General features: G+C 69.9%; 13 protein-coding genes. 2 read left to right on the plus strand and 11 right to left on the minus strand.

Features of this window, described 5'->3' with window-relative positions; translation table 11 throughout:
• Window positions 1–4: 4 nt before the first annotated feature.
• The 4 genes from OHT01_RS38660 to OHT01_RS38675 are packed head-to-tail and all read right to left on the minus strand — an operon-like array spanning window position 5 to window position 3,747.
• Window positions 5–1,402 (minus strand): NAD(P)/FAD-dependent oxidoreductase, encoded by a 1,398-nt coding sequence (locus OHT01_RS38660; protein ID WP_328557781.1) that lies wholly within the window; start codon window positions 1,400–1,402, stop codon window positions 5–7.
• Window positions 1,395–2,579, minus strand: coding sequence for an MAB_1171c family putative transporter (locus OHT01_RS38665; protein ID WP_328557782.1), 1,185 nt, complete (start codon window positions 2,577–2,579; stop codon window positions 1,395–1,397). Before OHT01_RS38665 ends, OHT01_RS38660 begins: the two co-directional genes overlap by 8 nt.
• The gene (locus tag OHT01_RS38670; RefSeq protein ID WP_328557783.1) at window positions 2,576–3,196 is read right to left on the minus strand and encodes a toxin; all 621 of its coding nucleotides are present in this window, start codon (window positions 3,194–3,196) and stop codon (window positions 2,576–2,578) included. The genes OHT01_RS38665 and OHT01_RS38670 overlap by 4 nt, the downstream gene beginning before the upstream one ends.
• A complete protein-coding gene (locus OHT01_RS38675; RefSeq protein ID WP_328557784.1) occupies window positions 3,196–3,747 on the minus strand; it encodes a hypothetical protein in 552 nt (183 codons plus the stop codon). Before OHT01_RS38675 ends, OHT01_RS38670 begins: the two co-directional genes overlap by 1 nt.
• A 173-nt stretch (window positions 3,748–3,920) precedes the next feature.
• Here OHT01_RS38675 and OHT01_RS38680 point away from each other — a divergent pair, with 173 nt between their 5' ends.
• Window positions 3,921–4,664 carry a type II toxin-antitoxin system PemK/MazF family toxin gene (locus OHT01_RS38680; RefSeq protein ID WP_328557785.1) on the plus strand — a complete coding sequence of 248 codons (744 nt, stop codon included), beginning with the start codon at window positions 3,921–3,923 and terminating at the stop codon, window positions 4,662–4,664.
• A gap of 333 nt (window positions 4,665–4,997) precedes the next feature.
• Here the strand turns inward: OHT01_RS38680 and OHT01_RS38685 are convergent, their stop codons facing one another.
• The 7 genes from OHT01_RS38685 to OHT01_RS38715 form a co-directional block, all read right to left on the minus strand.
• Window positions 4,998–6,227, minus strand: coding sequence for an ABC transporter substrate-binding protein (locus OHT01_RS38685; protein ID WP_328557786.1), 1,230 nt, complete (start codon window positions 6,225–6,227; stop codon window positions 4,998–5,000).
• Complete coding sequence (locus OHT01_RS38690; RefSeq protein ID WP_328557787.1) at window positions 6,224–7,084, minus strand: hypothetical protein; 861 nt, start codon at window positions 7,082–7,084, stop codon at window positions 6,224–6,226. Before OHT01_RS38690 ends, OHT01_RS38685 begins: the two co-directional genes overlap by 4 nt.
• Window positions 7,069–8,481 carry a vWA domain-containing protein gene (locus OHT01_RS38695; protein WP_328557788.1) on the minus strand — a complete coding sequence of 471 codons (1,413 nt, stop codon included), beginning with the start codon at window positions 8,479–8,481 and terminating at the stop codon, window positions 7,069–7,071. Before OHT01_RS38695 ends, OHT01_RS38690 begins: the two co-directional genes overlap by 16 nt.
• A gap of 111 nt (window positions 8,482–8,592) precedes the next feature.
• Window positions 8,593–10,743 (minus strand): tetratricopeptide repeat protein, encoded by a 2,151-nt coding sequence (locus OHT01_RS38700; protein ID WP_328557789.1) that lies wholly within the window; start codon window positions 10,741–10,743, stop codon window positions 8,593–8,595.
• Window positions 10,744–10,751: 8 nt separating this feature from the next.
• Window positions 10,752–12,452 carry a trypsin-like peptidase domain-containing protein gene (locus OHT01_RS38705; RefSeq protein ID WP_328557790.1) on the minus strand — a complete coding sequence of 567 codons (1,701 nt, stop codon included), beginning with the start codon at window positions 12,450–12,452 and terminating at the stop codon, window positions 10,752–10,754.
• 239 nt (window positions 12,453–12,691) lie between these two features.
• Window positions 12,692–13,714 (minus strand): terpene synthase family protein, encoded by a 1,023-nt coding sequence (locus OHT01_RS38710; RefSeq protein ID WP_328557791.1) that lies wholly within the window; start codon window positions 13,712–13,714, stop codon window positions 12,692–12,694.
• Window positions 13,715–13,828: 114 nt separating this feature from the next.
• On the minus strand, window positions 13,829–14,806 hold the full coding sequence (locus OHT01_RS38715; protein WP_328557792.1) for an SDR family NAD(P)-dependent oxidoreductase: 978 nt from the start codon (window positions 14,804–14,806) through the stop codon (window positions 13,829–13,831).
• Between the two features lie 814 nt (window positions 14,807–15,620).
• Here OHT01_RS38715 and OHT01_RS38720 point away from each other — a divergent pair.
• Complete coding sequence (locus OHT01_RS38720; protein ID WP_328557793.1) at window positions 15,621–18,395, plus strand: lectin; 2,775 nt, start codon at window positions 15,621–15,623, stop codon at window positions 18,393–18,395.
• The last annotated feature ends 76 nt before the right edge of the window (window positions 18,396–18,471 follow it).

Genomic DNA, 18,471 nt, shown 5'->3' on the forward strand with positions numbered 1-18,471 from the left:
GCCGTCAGCGCAGGGTGGAGTCCAGTTCGGCGCTGGTGAGTGGGGCCGTCGGCTGGAACGGCAGCTTCCTGCCGAAGAGCATCGGCCAGAGCATGTCCAGGGAGAACAGCCGGGTCGGGCGCTTTTCGAGGCTCATGACGTCCAGAAGAGCGTGCAGGGCGCGGGGGTTGCGGGCACCCGTTCTCACACAGAGGTCGACGTAGCGGGCCAGGAGACGTTCGACGGCGTTGAGCTCGGTATCGGAGGCTCCTGGATACCTGGCGTCCTGCCCGATCGCCAGGTCCCACGCGTCGCCGACGGGCTGCGCCACCGCACGCTGCAGGCGCCGGGCGATGCCGGGCGTGCGGACACCGGCGGACTTCAGGACGGCGATGATCTCCCGCGCGCATTTCGCCGCGACGGCCATCCCGTGGCCGTAGACGGGGTTGAAACTCCCGACGGCGTCACCGACGACGACAAGCCCCTCCGGCCAGTCGGGCAGTTTCTCGAAGTAGCGTCGCCGGTTGGCCGTGCTGTGCGAGATGCGGACCGGTCCCAGCGGCTCGGCGCCCTTCAGCAGGTCTCCGATGACCGGGTCACCGAGGCGGTGCGCGAACTCCAGGAAGTCGTCGGGATCGGACGTGGGCTCTCCGCCGCGGGTCCCGCTCAGGGTGACCAGCCATCGACCGCCCTCGACCGGAACGATGATCCCGCCGCGCCCGGGCGGACGCTCCGGATTGGCCTGCACGTTGACCAGGGGGAAGCCGGTCTCCGCACTGGTGCCAAGCGCCCTGTAGTAGCGGGACGCGTAGGTCACACCGGCGTCGACCACGCGCTCCTCGACACCCGGCAGGCCCAGACGCGCCAGCCACGTCGTCACCCGGGTGCCTCGGCCGGAGGCGTCGACCACCAGATCGGCGTCCAGGCTCTCCTCCGTTCCGTCGGTGTCGAGCACAACACCCGTGACAGCGGCGGCGGTTCCCTTCAGGCTCTTGACGGTGACACCCTCCCGCAGCGTTATGGCGCCGGCGCGCAGCACGTGGGTGCGCAGGACGTGGTGCAGCAGCGGGAGGGAGCAGACAAGAACGCGGTGCGGTGTCCTGAACCGGCGGAACCACACCGCGTTCGGGGCCATGCTGACCATGTCACCCATGACGCCGACCAGGCGCGCGCCCTGCTCGACGGCCTCGTCCAACAGGCCGGGCAACAACTCCTCGCAGGCCAACACCCCGCCACCCCACAGCAGATGGGCGTGATGTGCCTGCGGGACACCCTTGCGTGCTTCGGGCCCGGCAGGGAGGGTGTCGCGCTCGACGACGGTGACGTCGGCGGCCGGGGCGAACGCCGCGGCGGCGAACAGACCGGCGGCGCTCGCGCCTATGACAATGACCCTCGGTCGGCGGGCCGGTGTGCTCTCATGCATGGGTCGGGGCGCTCTCTGCTGGAGATATCTGCTGGCGGATGCTGTCGAGGACGTGGGGGCGGGACAGCGCTCGCGCGATGGCGTCGAGGTGGTCGCTCACGCCGGCGCCGATCTGGGCAGGCTGATCGCGGGCGTCATGGAGTGCCTTGTCGCCGTAGGCGTCGACGGCGGCCTGGAGGGCGAGGGCTCCGGCGACTCCGTGGGCCCGCTCCGCGCCGAGTTCGGCCAGCGCCGTGGTGTAGGCCCGCTGGTGCAGACCGTGGTCGAAGTAGGGACCAAGGACGCGAAGCGCGTCGTGGATGCGCTGCTGACATTGCATGAGGCGTAGTTCGAGGGGAGTCCACAGGCCGAAGGACGCGGTCGCGGCGGAAGCTCTGGTGTCGCGCAGGATCCGCCAGAGGGGGCGCAGTCTCCGGTAGGCGGCCTTGTTGCGGGCCCACCCTTGCACGAACGGTCCCGCCTGAGGGGCGATGAACCCGAGAGCCACCAGGACGGCCTCGACGAACGCGAACTGGGGCGCGACCTGCGTGCTGAGGAAGTCGAGGTCGTGGCCCGTCCAGCGAGCGACGATGGCGATCAGTTTGGTCGTGTCGAACAGGAGGCCCAGGGCGAAGCCGGCCTGGAGGACGACGACACCCGTCTTCAGCCACCGGTCGGTGACCTGGGGGAACCAGATCCACAGCAAGTACGCGGCCACCACCACCGATACCGCATGGTTGATCAGGTACAGGAGGATGTGTTCCTGCATCCAGGGCGTGGTCGCGTAGTAGGTGTCGAGGTCGTAGATGCGCGGTACGGGAACGTCGGCCATCAGGAACGTGGTCCAGAGGGCGGCGACGATCCCCGCGTGGATCCAGGAGACGGTGAACATGCGCCGCCGCCGTCGGCCGGAGGGCGGTTCCCGCCACCGCATGATCATCGTCAGCTGGATGGCGCAGAACAGCGTCAGCAGGCTGTACGCGATGGGAGCGGCGATGTTCGCCACGCCGCTGACGTTGTTGAGCCACAGGATCGTGTCCGGCGTGACGACGACGAAGACAGCTGTTCCGCAGGCCAGGAGCACGACAGTGGCCCGTACGTCCGGGTCGCGGGAGGCCCGCAGGAAAGTGGGTGCTTTGAGGGCGAGGGCTGTCGCGAGGAGGACGGTAGGGACGATGTAGGGAAGGCGAAGGCTCATTGCAGCAGCCCGCTCCTGTTCCCGAGCGACAGTTTCAGTCGGCCTTCGACGGTGGCTGCCGTGGTGGGGCTCTGGGCGTACGGCAGCCCCTCGACCCAGGTGCGAACCGCGACGCCGAAGAGTAACCCGAAGGATTCGGCGCTGGTCTCGTGGGCGTCTGCGGACAGACGCGCCGACACGGCCCGTACAGCGTCGAGGGGAACGTTCTTGGACGCGAGGATCAGCTCGGCGGCACGTTGGATCGCGGATTCGTCCGGCGCGTCGGTGAGTGCGCGAGCTGCCGCCGGGATGCCGGCGGTGGCGTGGTGGCAGTCCCCTTTGGCCTCGTGATACAGCTCGTGGCCCAGAATGACGAGCTTCGACTCGACGGTCGTGTTCTCCTCGACGACGATCATCGAGCGGTCGCCCAGGTCCAACCGCAGTCCCGAGACGTGCAGTTCAGGCGGGAAAGCCCGAAAGAGCATGTCGATCGGTCTGCCGGTGCGCTTCTCCAGGGCGTCGCAAAAGGCCCGCATCACCGCCTCCGCCGGTGCGGGGCGGCTCCTGATCACGTTCGCCGCGTCCTTGCCCAACTCGGTCAGGAGCTCTTTCATTTCGCGCACTTCGTGCTTTCTCATCAGCCCTGATCCCCCTCGGGCCGCAGCGACGGAAAGACGCCGGCCAGGACGGCGCCGCGCCCGGCAGCCGTGAAGAAAGCTTCCCCTGTCGACGCTTCCGCTCGGAACGGCTTGGCGAGTCGGCGCGGGAGCGATCCGTCGGGCATCTGCTCGCCCTCGCTCACCGGGCACGCCCAGGGCTCGGAGACCCCCAGAACCCTGACCACCGGCGCATCGGGATCGAGGAGTTGCGATCTGTTCGGCTCCAGCTCTTCGATAAGCGCGTTCAGGCTTCGAAGAGTCCCGGGGAGAGGCTCCACCGATGTGCTCCCGAGGGTTTGACGGGTCGTTGTGTAACCGAACCCTACGCGGGCGACATTCGAATGGAAACAGGTGTTTCCTGGCTGGAAACGATCGTTGGCGTGATCGTGTGCGCCGTGCCGCGGAGCCGGTGCCGACGGGCGAAGAGTCTCCGCCGTCGACGACGCTCGCCCCAGGTCACGGGGGGTGAAGCGAAGGGTTGCCGGATACACGTACTTGAGGATATGAAGATCACTGCACTGGTTGATCACGGCGCCTTCACATGCGGAGGCGCTGTCGGCCGGTGCGCTCCGCGGGTCGCCCGGGAGACCCCTGCGAGGAAGCCGCGGTCCGCCGGGAACTCGCCGCGAACCGTGGAACTGCACCGACTCAGAAGGCCATACGGCACGACCCGACGGGGAACGGCCGACAGGACGGGAGCCTCATGCCGGACATACCCAAGCCGTACCGCGACCACCTGCGGGGGTCGAGCGGGACCCGACCCACCACCTGGGCGATCCACCTGGTGTGGCCCCTCACGGTGGCGTTCGTGTGCTTCCTGGTCGTGGGCGACGGAGTGGACCAGGCCACCCGGATACTTCTGACGCTCGGTTACGCGGGCGCGTCGTTCGTCTGGTGGCGGCTCTCCCGAATCGTCAGCGGGAAGCTTCCCGCCTCCCTCAAGCCGGTCGCCCGAGACCTTCTGGCGATACTCCTCATGGCGCCGGTCTTCTGGGCCACCGGCCAGTTGATCTCGATGGCGATTCTCCTCGCGATCGTCGCCGTCCCGGTGTGCGTCTGGTTCTTCGTCCGTTCCGGCCGCAGGAAGAACCAGGCTCCCTACGCGAACGCCCGGGCAGGCGAGGTCTGGTGGGCGGAAGTCGCCTACGAGGAGGACGCCGAGATGCGCAAGGACCGGCCGATCATCATCGAGTCCGTCCGCCCCGACGCCGTCCTCGCGTTCTACGTCACCAGCAAGGACAAGGACGGCCGCCCGGGCTTCACTCGGCTGGCCTGCCCGTCCACCTGGGACAGCGAGGGAAGGCAGAGCTGGGCCGAGTACGGGAAGACCCGCACCGTCCCGGTCTCCGACCTGCGTCGTTACGGTGCCACGCTGCCGAGCGGCGAGTTCCAGCGCCTGTGCGGCGAACATGCCAACGCCGTCTCCACCCGGCAGAACTGGGCGTGAGTTCCGGCAGGCCCGGACCCGTTCCACGGTGCCCCGCACGCGTACCTGACGGCCCGGCAGACGGGACGACTGCCTTTGCCGCTAGGGGAGTTGGGCCGCGCGGTCCGGGGCGATTCCGTGTGGGGAGCGGTTCCACGCCAACTGACCGATCACCTCGGAGGCCGCGGAGGTGATCGGCGCCAGGGGCCGCGCGCACGGTGCTCCCCGTGCTCTCCAGACGGGTTCCCAGGCCCACGACGCCGGTGCCCGTGCGGGCGGGCGGGGCCACGAGGACGACGCTGCCGTCGTCGAGGGTGAACCGGATGGCGTCCGGCATGGAGGCTCCTGGAACGATCAGGGGTGGTTCGGGGGACTGCAGAGTGGTCCGGGTGGTGGCGGGGATCCTGGATGGGTGTATCCGAGTTCCCTCTGAACCCTGGTGAGGGCCACCAGGAGTGGGGTGAGGTCTTTGCCGTCCGTGTAGTTCAGGACCGCCCGGTAGAAGGCGGCGGACACGTCGGGATCCATCGCGTCGGCGGCGCTGAAGCAAAGGGTGTAGCGGGAGGAGCGGAGCATCGCGGCGATCCGTCCCTGAGTGGCGTTGTCGTACGCCGTCACCCTGTTGTCGGCGGACAGCGCGAAGCCGGGTTCGTTGACCCAGGTCCGCTGGGCCCGCGGGCTCGCCAGGTACTTGATGAACTCGTCGGCGCTCCTGTTCCCGGTGAACTTTCCGACGAAGTCCGCCGAGACCTGAAGCGCTCCACGGGAGGACGGTACGTACGTGTAGCCGTCCGTCTTCACCTGGGCCGAGTCGAAAGCCATCGCGGACAGGGCGCCGTGGCTCAGGGAACACCCCGCCTTGGCCATCTTCTCCGTGGCGGCGCGGAAGTTGAACGTGGCCGCGCCCTTGCGAGCACCTGCCACGAGGTCCCCCCACTCGGTCCACGCGGCCTTGACCGGCCCCTTGTCCCAGCGCCCTTCGCCCGAGGCCCAGGCGGTGTACGGGCCCACGCCCTCGTCGGCGAGCAGGATGTCCGCTATCCAGTCGGCGCCGGGCCAGCCGGACGTGGGGCCGGACTCCAGTCCCAGGCACCAGTGGTCGGACCGGTCCCGCAGAGCGCTCCAGCTTCCGGGAGGCCGCGCGGTCAGCCTGGCGTCGTACCAGACGAGACTCTTGATGTCGGCCTTGACCGGGACGGCGTAGACGTCCTTTCCGTTCATGCCGAGACCTCGGAGGGGCTGCACATAGGCGTGCGTGTCGACGTCGAGTTTCGAAAGGGCGCCTGCCTGACGGTACTTGGCGATGGCTCCGACACTGGGCAGCACCGCCAGGTCGGGCTCCGCGTCCGCGGCCACCGCGGCGTCGAGCTGCTGGGTCAGGGCCCGGGTGACCTGCGGTTCGATGTCGATGTCGTGGTCGCGCTCGAAGTCCTTGACGACCGCGTAGAACGCCTTGAACTCAGTGCCGGACCAGGGGACCATGATCGTCACCTTGTCCTTCTCCGGTTCGGCGCACCCGACCGGCGTCAGCAGTAGACCGAGGACCAGAGCGCAGCGCGGGAGTGGTGCGGTGAGTCTTCTCATGAGTGAGGGAACCTGTACTCGGCGAGACGGGGGCGATAGGCCAGGTACGCGAGCACGCCGGCGGTGGCGAGCACGGGCAGCGCGATCGCCGGGGTGAGCGGGTCCGTCGTGCACATGGCCACTCCGATCGACGCCGTGGCCGGCGGGACCCCGATCAGTGCCGGGCCGGGGTACCGCCTGAAGTGGCGGGCGACCATGTGTCCAGTCGTACCGATCAGCAGCAGTACGACCGCCGCCGGTCCCATGAACAGGGGCCAGAGGAGACGGGGGTCGCGCCACCCCGACCTGAGCTGGTCATGGCGGGCCTGGACCTCCAACTCCTGCAGATCCCTGAGCGATTGTCTGAGGCCGCCGGTGAAGGGGACCGGGTCCCTGCCGTCGTACTCGGGCGCGTCGTCCAGTGCGGCGCGCGCCATCGCCAATGCGGGTTCCCCGTCGAGCACCGCTGGGTTGGCCATGCGCACGCACATGGCCAACTGGCCCTGAACGAACTGGAGATGGCTCAGTCCCCGCTCTCCGGCCGCGTTGCCCTCGGTCGCCGAGGTGAGGTGGGAGGTCACGCGGGCGGCGGCGTCGGCGAAGTCATCGCCGGTGCCGGTCAGGTCGATCGCCCCGGTCCGGGAGACGGCTCGGAGCGCGTCGTCCGCCTTCCCCGCTTCGTCGTAGGCCGCGCCGATGTGCTGGATGGCCGTCGTCGTGCGGTGAGCGGCGGCGATCTCCTCTCCGGCCCGGTTCGCCACCACCAGACACAGCAGCGCCATCACCGCCACCATGCCCAGCACACCCGTCCTGAGCCACCGCAGCACCACGATCGGATGGGGTACGCGCCGCCGCACGCCGGTCACGAGGCGTCCCATGGCCCACCGGCCGCACCCGCGTCGTCGAACCGACGCCCGCACTCCTCGCAGAACTTGGCCGTGGCCGACGTCGACGTCGTACCGCACCCTGGACACACGCGCGGCAACCCGGGTTCGCGGGACGGCGGGTGGCGCGGGTCGACCGGTCCTCCGGTGGTCCTGGTCGAGGTCACGCCGATTCTCTGGATCTGGCCTCGGGACACGTTCCGCCGCACGCGGAGCCGACCGTCGGGGCCCTCGACCGCGACCTCGCGCAGCAACTCAAGGCGCTCGGCGTCAGGGATGGACTCCGCGAGGCCGATCGCCAGGCGCAGTTCGCGGTCCGCGCGGTCGAGATCTCCGCGCAGTTGGGCGTCCGCGCAGGCGCGCATGGCCATGCCGAGTTCGCGTTCGTTCTCGACGCGGGTGAGGTCCAGCGAGCGGGCGACGGCGAAGCCCGGTGTCGAGCGGCGGCACACGACCATGGCCGCGCTCTCGGAGCAGGGCCGACGGGCTCCGTCGGGGAACTCGGCGTGCAGGGTGACACGGACGGCGCGCAGCGTCTCGTCGACGGTCAGGGTGTCGGGCTCGAAGCGGAGGGAGATCTGGTACTGACGGCTGTCCGGCGGCCAGGAGCCCAGTGGGATGTGCGTCTCGGTGTCACGCTGCTGGCGTGCCGCCAGCTCGGCCTCGACGGGACGGGTCTGCCGTACGAAGGCGAGCTGGAAACGGTTGTTGAGGCGCAGGCCCAGATACACCCGGGGTACGACGATCTGCTGCGCCTCGCGCATCAGGCGGGTGAAGTCCTCCGTGAGGTCGGAGATGGTCACGACGGCCTCGGCGGTGCCGTGCAGGGCCTCGGTGACGCGGAGAAGCTCGGCGTAATGCCAGTCTTCACCCAAGCCCCTGGCGTGGCAGACGAACCGGTCGGTGCACGTCGTGAGGATCTCCCCGAGTTGTTCGGGTGTCTCGTGCTCGTTCTTGCCGTCCGTGTAGAGCACCGCGTGGTGCACCGCGCCGGGGGATTCCACCGCCGCGAAGAGGTCACGGGCGCAGGCCAGCCACTGGCCGATCGCCGTGCCGCCCTCCGAGAGCTGGCGGGCGACCCGGCGCTTGGCGTCCTCCCGGGTCCGGGCGTCGACGCGGGCCAGCCCACCCGTCGCGGGGAAGACGACGTCGGCCCGGTGGTTGCCGGCGACGACCCCGAGCAGAGTGCCGTCCCGCAGGGTGTCGATGGCCGCGCACATCGCGCGTTTGGCCTCGTCCAGTTTGTAGCCGGACATGGACAACGAGCGGTCCATGATGAGGATTTCGGCGTTGGCGCGCTGCTCGGCCGCGGCCTCGGCGGACTGCGCCGTGACGGTGATCAGGGCGTCCGCGCGTCGCCCGTCGTAGGGCAGATCCGAGGATGCGTCCACTTCCAGGGTGAAGCCGAGCCCTAACGGAGACCTGTCCCCCACCGGTATCACCCGTCCGTGTCGCTGCGTCTTCTCTCCTACGGAGCGTGCTCGCTTCCTCGACGGAACGTGTCAGGAGCCTAGCCTGCCGCGTGTCCCTCCGAAACGGGTACGACCTGTTCTGCCGCGCTTTCGCGGCCATCCCCAACTCAGCTCCGGGCGCAGCCGGTTCGCCAGGTCCACCAGTGCGACGTACTCGCGCTCGGTCAGCGCGTGCGGGCCGAGGGCGCGGACCGCGTCGGACAGCTTCAGCCGGTCGTGGGTGTGCAGGAACTCCGCGTACTGGATCTCGGCACGCAGCGCGGCGGTCGCCGCCTCGTCCACGTCGAGGCCGGGCAGGGCCGCTCTCGCACGGGAGACGTCGTCCTCGGTCGGCGCCGGGTGGCCGGGCTCGGAGAGGACCATGACAAGCAGGCGCACGGCCGCCACGCGCGCCTCGCGTTCGTAGCGGAACTCCTTGGCCAGTTGTTCGGCGACGTCCACCGCCTTCGCGCGTTCGCCGGCCAGCAGCAGGACGCGGGCCAGGCCGAAACCGGCCGCGCCGAGCGCGGGGGTGGTGTCGAAGACCGTTCCGTACTGGGACCGCGCGACCACGCGGTCCCCGCGCATTTCGGCGCACAGGCCGAGGGCGAGTTGCGGTATCAGCTCACCAGGAAGGGCCCCGCGTACCTCGGTGAGCACGACGGCTGCGCGCTCCGGACGCCCTTCGGCCAGTGCGATCAGGCCGCGGTACCAGTCGGGCAGCCAGTGCCGTTCGGGCAGGCCGGCCGCCGCGAGCCGTCGTGCCGCCGACACGGCGTCCCTTCTGCGCAGGGCGAGCCGGCTCTCGGCCAGCGCGCCGCCGGACGAGCCCGTGACGCCCGGGTCGTCGGGATCGGACAGGGGCGCCGGAAGGGCGGCCGCGACGTCGCCGGGGTCCGGCGTGGAGAACGGCGCGGTCAGCTTCAGCGGCCCGTTCTCCTGTGCCTGCGCCTCGACCCAGTGGGCAAGGGGCCGGGCCGCGCCGAGCCCGCCGTGCAGCGGTTCGGGCACCGAGCCGAACAGGGCCGAGGGACGGGCCACCTGGCGACGCGTCGGCGGGGCCGCCACGACCTGCCGGATGACTCCGCTGAGCTGCTCCGCGAACTGCCGGGCCGACACGAATCGGCACCACGGCCGCTCGGGGTCCGTGGCACGGTCCAGCAGCAGATGGAGCGAGTCGACGCCCGGTGCGGAACGGTCCGTCCAACGGGCTCGGCACACCTCACGCAGGGTCATGCCCAGTCCGTAGAGGTCGAAGCCGGGGGTGGGGTGCAGATGCTCCGGATCGGTCTTCGGGGGCGCGTACGCCTTCGTGTACGCCACGACCGGCCCGGTGTCCGTCGTGTGGCTGCGCACCGCGCCGAAGTCGATGAGCCGCACCCGGTCGAGCGCGCCCGCCGGGCCCTCTTCCCGGAAGCGGATGATGTTCAGAGGCTTGACGTCGCAGTGCAGCAGACCCCGGGCATGCAGATAGTCGAGCGCCTGGAGGACGCGGACGCCGTGCGCGAGGAGGGTTTCGAGACGATCGTCGTCGCGGGCCGAGAGCGGCTCGCCCGGCACGTATTCGAGGACGAGGTGGGGCCCTTCGGGCTCGTAGCCGAGGATGCGGACGATGCTCTCGTGCCGGAGCTCGACCAGGACGTCCCGTTCGTGCAGGGCGGTCCTGGCGACGGACTTGTGCAGGGCCTTGAGGACGACGTCGGTCGCGAGATTGCGGTCGTGGGCCAGGTAGGCGGCGCCGAACGCCCCCGAGCCGAGGACGCGCACGACGTCGTAGCGATCGGCGATGGTGAGACCGTCGGGCTGGGCGAAGTCGAAACGGGTGCCGCAGTGCGGGCAGAAGCCGGCGGTCCGGCCCGGATCGGTGTCGTGGCCGCGGCCGACCGGCTGCCTGCAAGAGGGGTTGGGACAGAAGCGGTGCGCCTCGGCGACCGGGTCCGACGAGCCCAGCGGAGTGTCCGGGGCCCGCGGGGCCTGATCGGCGTCGACCAGGCCGAGGCCGTACCAGGGGTCCGGGCGTACCTGCGCCACGCCGATGCTCGCGCCGCCCCGCGCCGGCCGTTCGGCTTCCGGGGCGCGGGGCACCGACACCGTGGCGTCCCGCGGAAGCGGCTGCCGGTCGCACACGTCGCAGAAGCCCTGTTCGTCGATCGTGCCGCGCCCGCAGTCGGAGCGGTTGCACATCGGACGGTTCGTGCCCATCGGTCACCTCACCTCTCCTCGAACCGTCGGTTGACCTCGTCGATGTAGCGCTTGACCCGGGTACGGGCGATGTGGAGGTCGATCGGCTCGATCCGCAGCGCGCGGACGGCGGGGCCGTATCGCTCGGCGAGCTGCCGGTCCTCGGCGCCGAAGTGACGGGCGGCCCGGACCCGGTGCAGTTCCAGCGCGGCGGTGAGGTCCTCGTGAGCTGTGATCATCCGGCGCAGATCATGGTCGAAGAGGACCAGGGCCGCGCGGGCCTCGTCGGCCCGGTCGTGGATCGCGGTGAGCTCGTGGCCGGGTTCCGTTGCCCGGGCGACGGCCAGCCGGACCCGTAGCCGGGGCGCGGCGCGGGGCGGTAGCCGGGGCGCGGCGAAGAACCGTACGCCCCACTCCTGTTGCAACGCGGACGAGGTGTCCTCCTGTGCCGTGAGGCGGCCCACGACCGTGTCGACCTCGGCTGCGGTCACGACCCGGACGGCGTCGCCGCGCAGCGGTTCGGGGTCGAGGGAGACGTCGTAGGCGAGGCCTGCCGGTGGCACGCCCTCGAAGCCGAGGACGAGGCGGACGCCGCGCGACCGGGCGCGGGCGGCCAACTGCCCCAGCAGTTCCCGCAAGAGGGCCTCCGGGTCCTGGGCCCGGTCGACGCCGCCCACCACCAGACAGGCGGCCGGCTCGCGGCGCAGGAGCTGTCGGCGTACGTCCTGGGGGTCCCCGCCGGACAGCCCGAAACGGTCCGTGAGGTAGCCGCTGACGTCGGCGACCGACTTGCCGTGCGCGTCGTAGGCGGCGTCGAAGGTACCGAGCCCGAGGACGGTGTCCCCGGGGGCACCGGTGAGTTCGGCGTCGCTGACGCCGGCCCGGGCCGCCGGATCGGCCGTTCGCACCAGACGGACGAGCCAGGAGTCGCCCACGGCGGTCGTACCGCCGGTGCCGACGACGACGGTGCCGGACCAGTCGCTGTCGAGCAGCCGGGTGAGCTCCTGCGTGAGCGCGAGGCGGAGCGGGTCGCCCAGCACGTTGCCGGGCAACTCGCCGTGCAATGGGCCCAGTTCGTTGTTGCGGCTACCACCGGTGAACTCCTCGATCCCGGGCAGATACGTCAGTATCGTCTCGGTCGGCAGCATCCAGGCCGCCTTCGCGTCGCCGTTGACGTAGTCGGCCACCACGATGCCGATGACGTGACCGTCGAACTCGCCGCCCACCGCCATCGCCCCGGCACCCGAGTAGCCCGGCTCGATCCACGGGTCGCCCTCGCGCAACCGCTTCAGAAGGCCCCACTCGCCGCGGCGGTGCCCCGATCCCGCCAGCCGCGCGTCCGCCCCCATGCCGAACGGCTCGTCGTGGGGAAAGCCGTAGACCTGGACCGTGCCGCCGGAGATGGGAGCCTTCCACAGCCTGGTCCGGGTGCCGCAGTCGGTCGGTTCGTCGAGTTCGAGCAGTGCCACGTCGCCGCGCTGGGTGCTGTGGTCGTGCACCCACGTGCTCATGGCGACGTGCGCGGTGCGGGTCCACTCCGGGCGGCACGCCACACTGGTGATCCGCACCTGAGACGTGGTGCCCCCGGGCGCGGCTCCGGCGAACCGGACCACGTGCGCGCAGGTGAGGACATGCCGGTCGTCGAGCAGTACTCCGGCGCCACAGGGCGAACCATGCTCGTCGTCCACCCTCACGCGCCACGGACGGTCACTGTGGTGATGCAGCGCCATACGCCCAAGGTATGGCAACGAGCGCCGCGTGGAACCCGGTTGGCGAGTCCGGTTCGATCTCGGCCGTCACATCCGCACAGTGTTGGGGGCGGCGGACGCGTTCACCCGGTATCTCACCGATCTGCGGGCGGAGTTGAAGCGCCGACGCAAACCGATGACCGTTCTCGACGGGCACGGGCGGTGAATCGGTTCCTGCCGGACTTCATCTGACCGGAGCCGCGTTCACGTGCGCGGTGTCGTCACGCGCCGATTATCCGCTCGAAGTAGCCGGGCCCGGTGCGGGGGAGGACATGGAGGGCGCTCGTGTAGCGGTCGGTCCGGGTCTGCCAGGCGTGATAGCCGCTCATCCACGCGCCCATGATCTCGACGTACGTCTCCACGGCCGCCGCCGCTCGACCGCTCAGCTGCAACTGAGCGCACAGTAAGGGGAGTTGGAGGGCGAGTTCCTGAAACCGCTCGACGCGTCGTCGGACTTCCCGGCGGGCGTCGGCGACGGCCTCGGCGCGCGTGCAGCGCCGGCTGTGTTCGATGACCAGGACGAGGTTGTCCATGTCGCCGCGCGCTTCCTCCTTCTCCAACGAGTAGACGTCGTTGCACATGAAGGTGACGTCGATGGCCGTCTGCCTCATGATCCGCAACTGCGGGCTGTGGAACGCGGACGCGGGGACGGTGATGCCGGCCGCCCTCTCGCCGAGGGAGAGTGGCAGGTCGGTACCGGCGATGCCGCGTCGGACCTGGAGGTACGTCTCCATGTCCGCGGGGGTCCCGCGGAGTCGGCCTATCGCCTCGTGGGCCTGGGACGCGAAGTAGTACTCCCATTCGTGTGCGGTCCGTGTGATCCAGCCCGGATGCGCTCCGTCGGTGCTGCGCGCCCAGACGTCGGCGAACGCCCGTGAGCAGGGGTCCGCGTTGGGGCCGGGGAGGGCGCCGTGGACGATGTCGATCAGCTGCTGGCAGACGGCCGCGGCCCGGGCGGGGGCCTGGCCCAGCGAGCCGTCGAACTGGTCGTCGAAGACGAAGAACAACGCCATCGCGTCCGCGCACAGTTCCAGGGCAGCCCCTCGCGCGTAGGGGAATCCCAGCGCGGCCAGCCGCGGCATGTCCCAGGAGGTGTACCAGGCCAGCGACGGGCCGTCGCCGACAAGACCCAGGCCGTCGACCCAGTCGAGGTTGCGTCGGCGTGCGCCGTCGAGGTCGGGGCTGATCCCAGTGGGGGCGGGGAGGTCGAAGTCGATGTCCTGTGGCACGGGTTCCCTTGGCATCGGAGGAGGGTGGGCCTGTTGCGTGATCCCTGATTCGGTGTCCGAGAGGCGAGGTCGCGGGACCTGAGGTGAACGGTGGGAGGGAGTGCGCCTTGCGGTGATCGCCGTCCCGCCTCAGGCCTGCGCAGTCGGTGTGGTCAGGTCGAGGGCCAGCGGGGCCGTGTCGCCGGTGCCCAGCCGGCCGAGCGAGAAGGCCATGGACGCACTGACGGTCTCCGGCGTACGGAAGGACTCGGCATTGCCGACCTGGAGAAAGTGCTCGCTGATCGCTTCCGGAGTCGGGTCCTCCTTGAAAAGGATGCCGTCCGTGGCTCCCAGGAAGATCCGCCCGATCCGGCGGCCGGCCGCGTGGAGCAGTTCCCCGGTGCAGGGCACGCTCTCGTGGGCCAAGAACGCCACCACGGAAGCGACATGCCGGGCGGGGAACAAGGACGTGAGGAGGCCGGTCATCAAGTCGTCGCCCTGGACCGCCTCCAGGGACATCCGGGTGCCGGCGATGGGGACCACCGCGTTGACCTTGATCCCGTGCCCGGCGCCCTCGGCCGCCAGCGACTTCGTCAGCCCCAGGACGGCGCCCTTGCCCGCGGCGTAGACACTGAGTCCGGTGTCGCCGAACAGCGCGTCCGAGCAGGTGTTCACGATGCGTCCGTAACCTGCGGCGACCATGTGCGGCCAGGCAGCTCGCAGCATGTTCAACGTCCCGCCCACGTGCGTGTCCAGCACCCGGCGGCACTCGTCATCGCTGAGGTCCGTGAGCGGACGCAGGATCGAGATCCCCGCGTTGTTGACCACGATGTCCAGCCGACCCCACCGCTGGACGGCGGTGGCCACGACTGCCTGCGCACCGGCCGTGGTGGAGACGTCGTGAAGGTCCGCGACGGCCTCCCCGCCCATCGCCTGGATCTCCTCGGCCACCGCATGCGCGGGCGACGCGGACGAACCACGACCGTCGATCCCGGTACCCACGTCATTGACCACTACGTTCGCGCCCCGCGTCGCCAGGAGCATCGCGTACTCCCGGCCCAGCCCGCGCCCGGCACCGGTGACCACCGCCACGCGACGGTCGAAGGTGAGCGGATCCATTGCGTCCATCGGCCCTCCCCGAGAAGTGCCCTACCGGGTTCGCCCGGAGAGGAGCACCACGTCCAAATCGGCCTGCACGTCCGGCATCCGCCCCTCGGCGCGATCCGCCCGGGGACACGTGGGCTCCCGGCCGGAGCGGGCTGCCCGCGCTCATCGTCGAGGGGCGCCGACCCGCACCACAAGGTCCCGGCGGGGGCGTGGCGACCGTACGGAAGCACACGGCCGCATCACGCCCGCACCCAACGCTCCAGCGTGCGTCGGGTGCGCGAGCGCACGTCAATTGACCTCAAGGAGCGGACCGGCGCAGAGACCGCGTCCAACGAGTTCTTCTCCGGTCACACAAGGACGTTCACCGTCCGTCGGCTCCGCGCGACCGTCGCCGACCGGCCGACCTCAGCGGCGCCGTCATCCGGACCGGCGCCGAGTCCTGCCGCTTGGCCCGTGCCCAAGCACAGGCTGAGCCCGCCGTCGTCGGCTGCGCCGGGCGGGCCGACGGGTTCTCATTCCACCGGCCCCGGTGCGCCGGCCAGGGCCCGCGGCTCGACGCGAGGCCCTGATGGGCTCGAAACCCGGCGCTTGCGCGATTCGTTGACATGCCCCTGCCTTGTAGCTAGCTTCACGAAGAGTTCTCGTCTGTGCCCCCAGGCGCTCGCGGCCCCGGGGTCCCTTCAATACGTCGCATCGCCCGGTACCCCGATCCGGCGATACGACAACGTTGTCAATCTCGACCGGCCGACAGCAGGTGAGCAAGTCTCGCGCTCTCGAACGAGGACAACGTTGTCAATCTCCGCCTCCCGCCCCCGAGTAGAGGAGAAACCCCGTGATGACACGACTGCCGAGACCCCCCGGAACGGCCGCCATCGGCTTACTCGCGGCTGCGGCACTGGCAGCGGCCGGACTGTGGTCACCGGCGTGGGCAGCGGACAAGGCCGCGCTGGTCTCGTCGCCGGCCACGGTGGTCAACCCGTTCATCGGGACGTCGAACCAGGCTGACGACTTCCCCGGGGCCGACGTGCCGTTCGGCATGGTGCAGTGGAGCCCGGACACGCCGTCGCGGCCCGACGGCGGAGGCTACGAGTACAACGACTCCTCCATCACCGGCTTCAGCCTCACGCACATCGCCGGACCCGGCTGCGGTGCGGCCGGCGACATACCGGTGCTGCCCACGGTCGGCACGGTGAACACCGGTGCCACGGACGCGTTCTCGCACGCCAACGAATCCGCGACCGCCGGCTCGTACAAGGTCGCCCTCAACAACCAGGTGACCACCGAGCTGACCACCACGACCCGCAGCGGTATGGCGCGGTTCACCTTTCCGTCGAGCAGCCAGGCCAACCTGATCTTCAAACTCACCGGAAGCCAGAACGGCGCCACCTCGACGCAGTTCACCAAAGTCTCGAACACCGAGGTGAGCGGCCAGGTCACCAGCGGCCGCTTCTGCGGTGCGGGGAACACGTACAGCGTGTACTTCGACATGGTCTTCGACCAGCCGTTCACCTCGCAGGGCGCCTCGATCGCGAAGACTTCGGCCGTCACCCCCTCGAAGCCCGGCACCGCGTCCAAGAATGCCGCCGAGAAGCCCAACAAGCCGGTCCTCCACGGCAAGACCCCCACCGCGGCCGCCCCGAAGGCGGCCAAGGGGAGTGCCTCCCCGGACGCCGCCGCCTCGAACGGCTACGTCACCTTCAACACCACCGCCAACCCGGTGGTGCAGGCCAAGGTCGGCATCTCCTACGTCTCGATCGCCAACGCGACGGCCAACCGGGCCGGGGAGAACACCGGCTGGGACTTCGACGCGACCCGCACCGCCGCGCAGAACGCCTGGAACAGCGCACTGGGCAAAATACAGATCGCCGGCGGGACGGCCGCACAGCAACAGAGCTTCTACACCGCGCTCTACCACTCGCTGCTGCACCCGAACGTGATCAGCGACACCAACGGCCAGTACTACGGTTTCGACGGTAAGACGCACACCGTGGACACCGGTCACAAGGCGGTGTACGCCAACTACTCCGGCTGGGACATCTACCGCTCGCAGGCCCAACTCGAAGGCCTGATCGCACCCCAGGCGGCCTCGGACACCGCCCAGTCGATGGTCGACGACTACACCCAGACCGGAATCTTCCCCAAGTGGTCTGAGAACAACGGCGAGTCCTACGTCATGGTGGGCGACCCGGCCGACGCCATCCTCGCCGACTACTACGCCTTCGGCGCCAGGGACTTCGACACCACGACGGCCCTGGCCGACATGATCAAACAGGCGAGCACCACCAACAACGACCGGCCGGGCGTCAACTACCTGAACTCGCCCGGGTACATGCCGCACGACGGCAGCTACGGCTGCTGCAACTTCTACGGACCGGTCGCCACCACGCTGGAGTACAACACGGCCGACTTCGCAATCTCCGCCATGGCCGGGGCACTTGGCGACACCGGCAACCAGAAGACGTACGCCAACCGCGCCCAGGGCTGGCGCAACGTACTCAACCCCGCCTCCGGCTTCGTCGAACCGCGTAACGCCAGTGGCTCCTGGACGGGCGGCTTCGACCCGACCAGCGGCACCGACATGGTCGAAGCCGACTCCTGGATCTACACCGGGATGATCCCGTTCGACATCGGCGGTCTGGCACACGCCAAGGGCGGCAACACGGCCATGAATCACTACCTGGACACCGTGCTGCGCAGCTACACCGGCGACAAGGGCTACGCGTGGGTCGGCAACGAGCCCAGCATCGAACTGCCTTGGGAGTACGACTACACCGGGCAGCCCTACAAGACCCAGGGCACCGTCCGGGCGATCCAGGACCAGATCTGGGCCAACACCCCCGGCGGCCTGGCCGACGGCAACGACGATCTCGGCGCGATGAGCGCCTGGTACGTGTGGTCCGCGCTCGGCATGTACCCCGAAACCCCGGGTACCGCCGACCTCGCCCTGGGCTCACCCCTGTTCACGCAGGCAGTGGTGACACTCCCGTCGGGCGGGACACTGACGATCAACGGCAACGGCGCCGCCGACAACGCCCCGTACGTGCAGTCCGCCACCTGGAACGGGGCCACCTGGAACAACGCCTACGCCCCGACCACCGCTGTCACGGCGGGCGGCACACTGAGCTACACCCTCGGCACCGCCGCCAACACCTCCTGGGCGACGGCGGCGTCCGCGGCCCCGCCCTCCTACGCCGGTGACACCACGGCCCCGGCTTCCCCGCGCATCGGGACCATCACCTCGGCGGTGGCCTCGAACCTGTGCGTGGACGACGCGAGTTCCGCCACCGGAGACGGCACCCACGTCCAGATCTGGGGCTGCAACTCCACCTACGCCCAGGACTGGATCGTCGCCGGCGACGGAACGATCCGGTCCCTCGGCAAGTGCCTGGACGCCGACCACAGCGGAACCACCAACGGCACATTGATCCAGCTCTGGACGTGCAACGGGAGCGGCGCCCAGCAGTGGACCGCGGGCGCCAACGGATCGCTCGTCAACCCCCAGTCCAAGCTGTGCCTGGACGACCCCAACGCCACGACCACGAACGGCACTCAGCTCCAGCTCTACACCTGCAACGGATCAGCCGCCCAGAACTGGAAACTGCCGGCTTGAGCCACCGGCACGGGTAGCCCGGGACACCGCCGAGCGAAGGCATCGAGCGCGCGCCTCGCCCACCCGTGGACTGAAC

This window comes from Streptomyces sp. NBC_00358 (genome assembly GCF_036099295.1).
Taxonomy (GTDB): domain Bacteria; phylum Actinomycetota; class Actinomycetes; order Streptomycetales; family Streptomycetaceae; genus Streptomyces.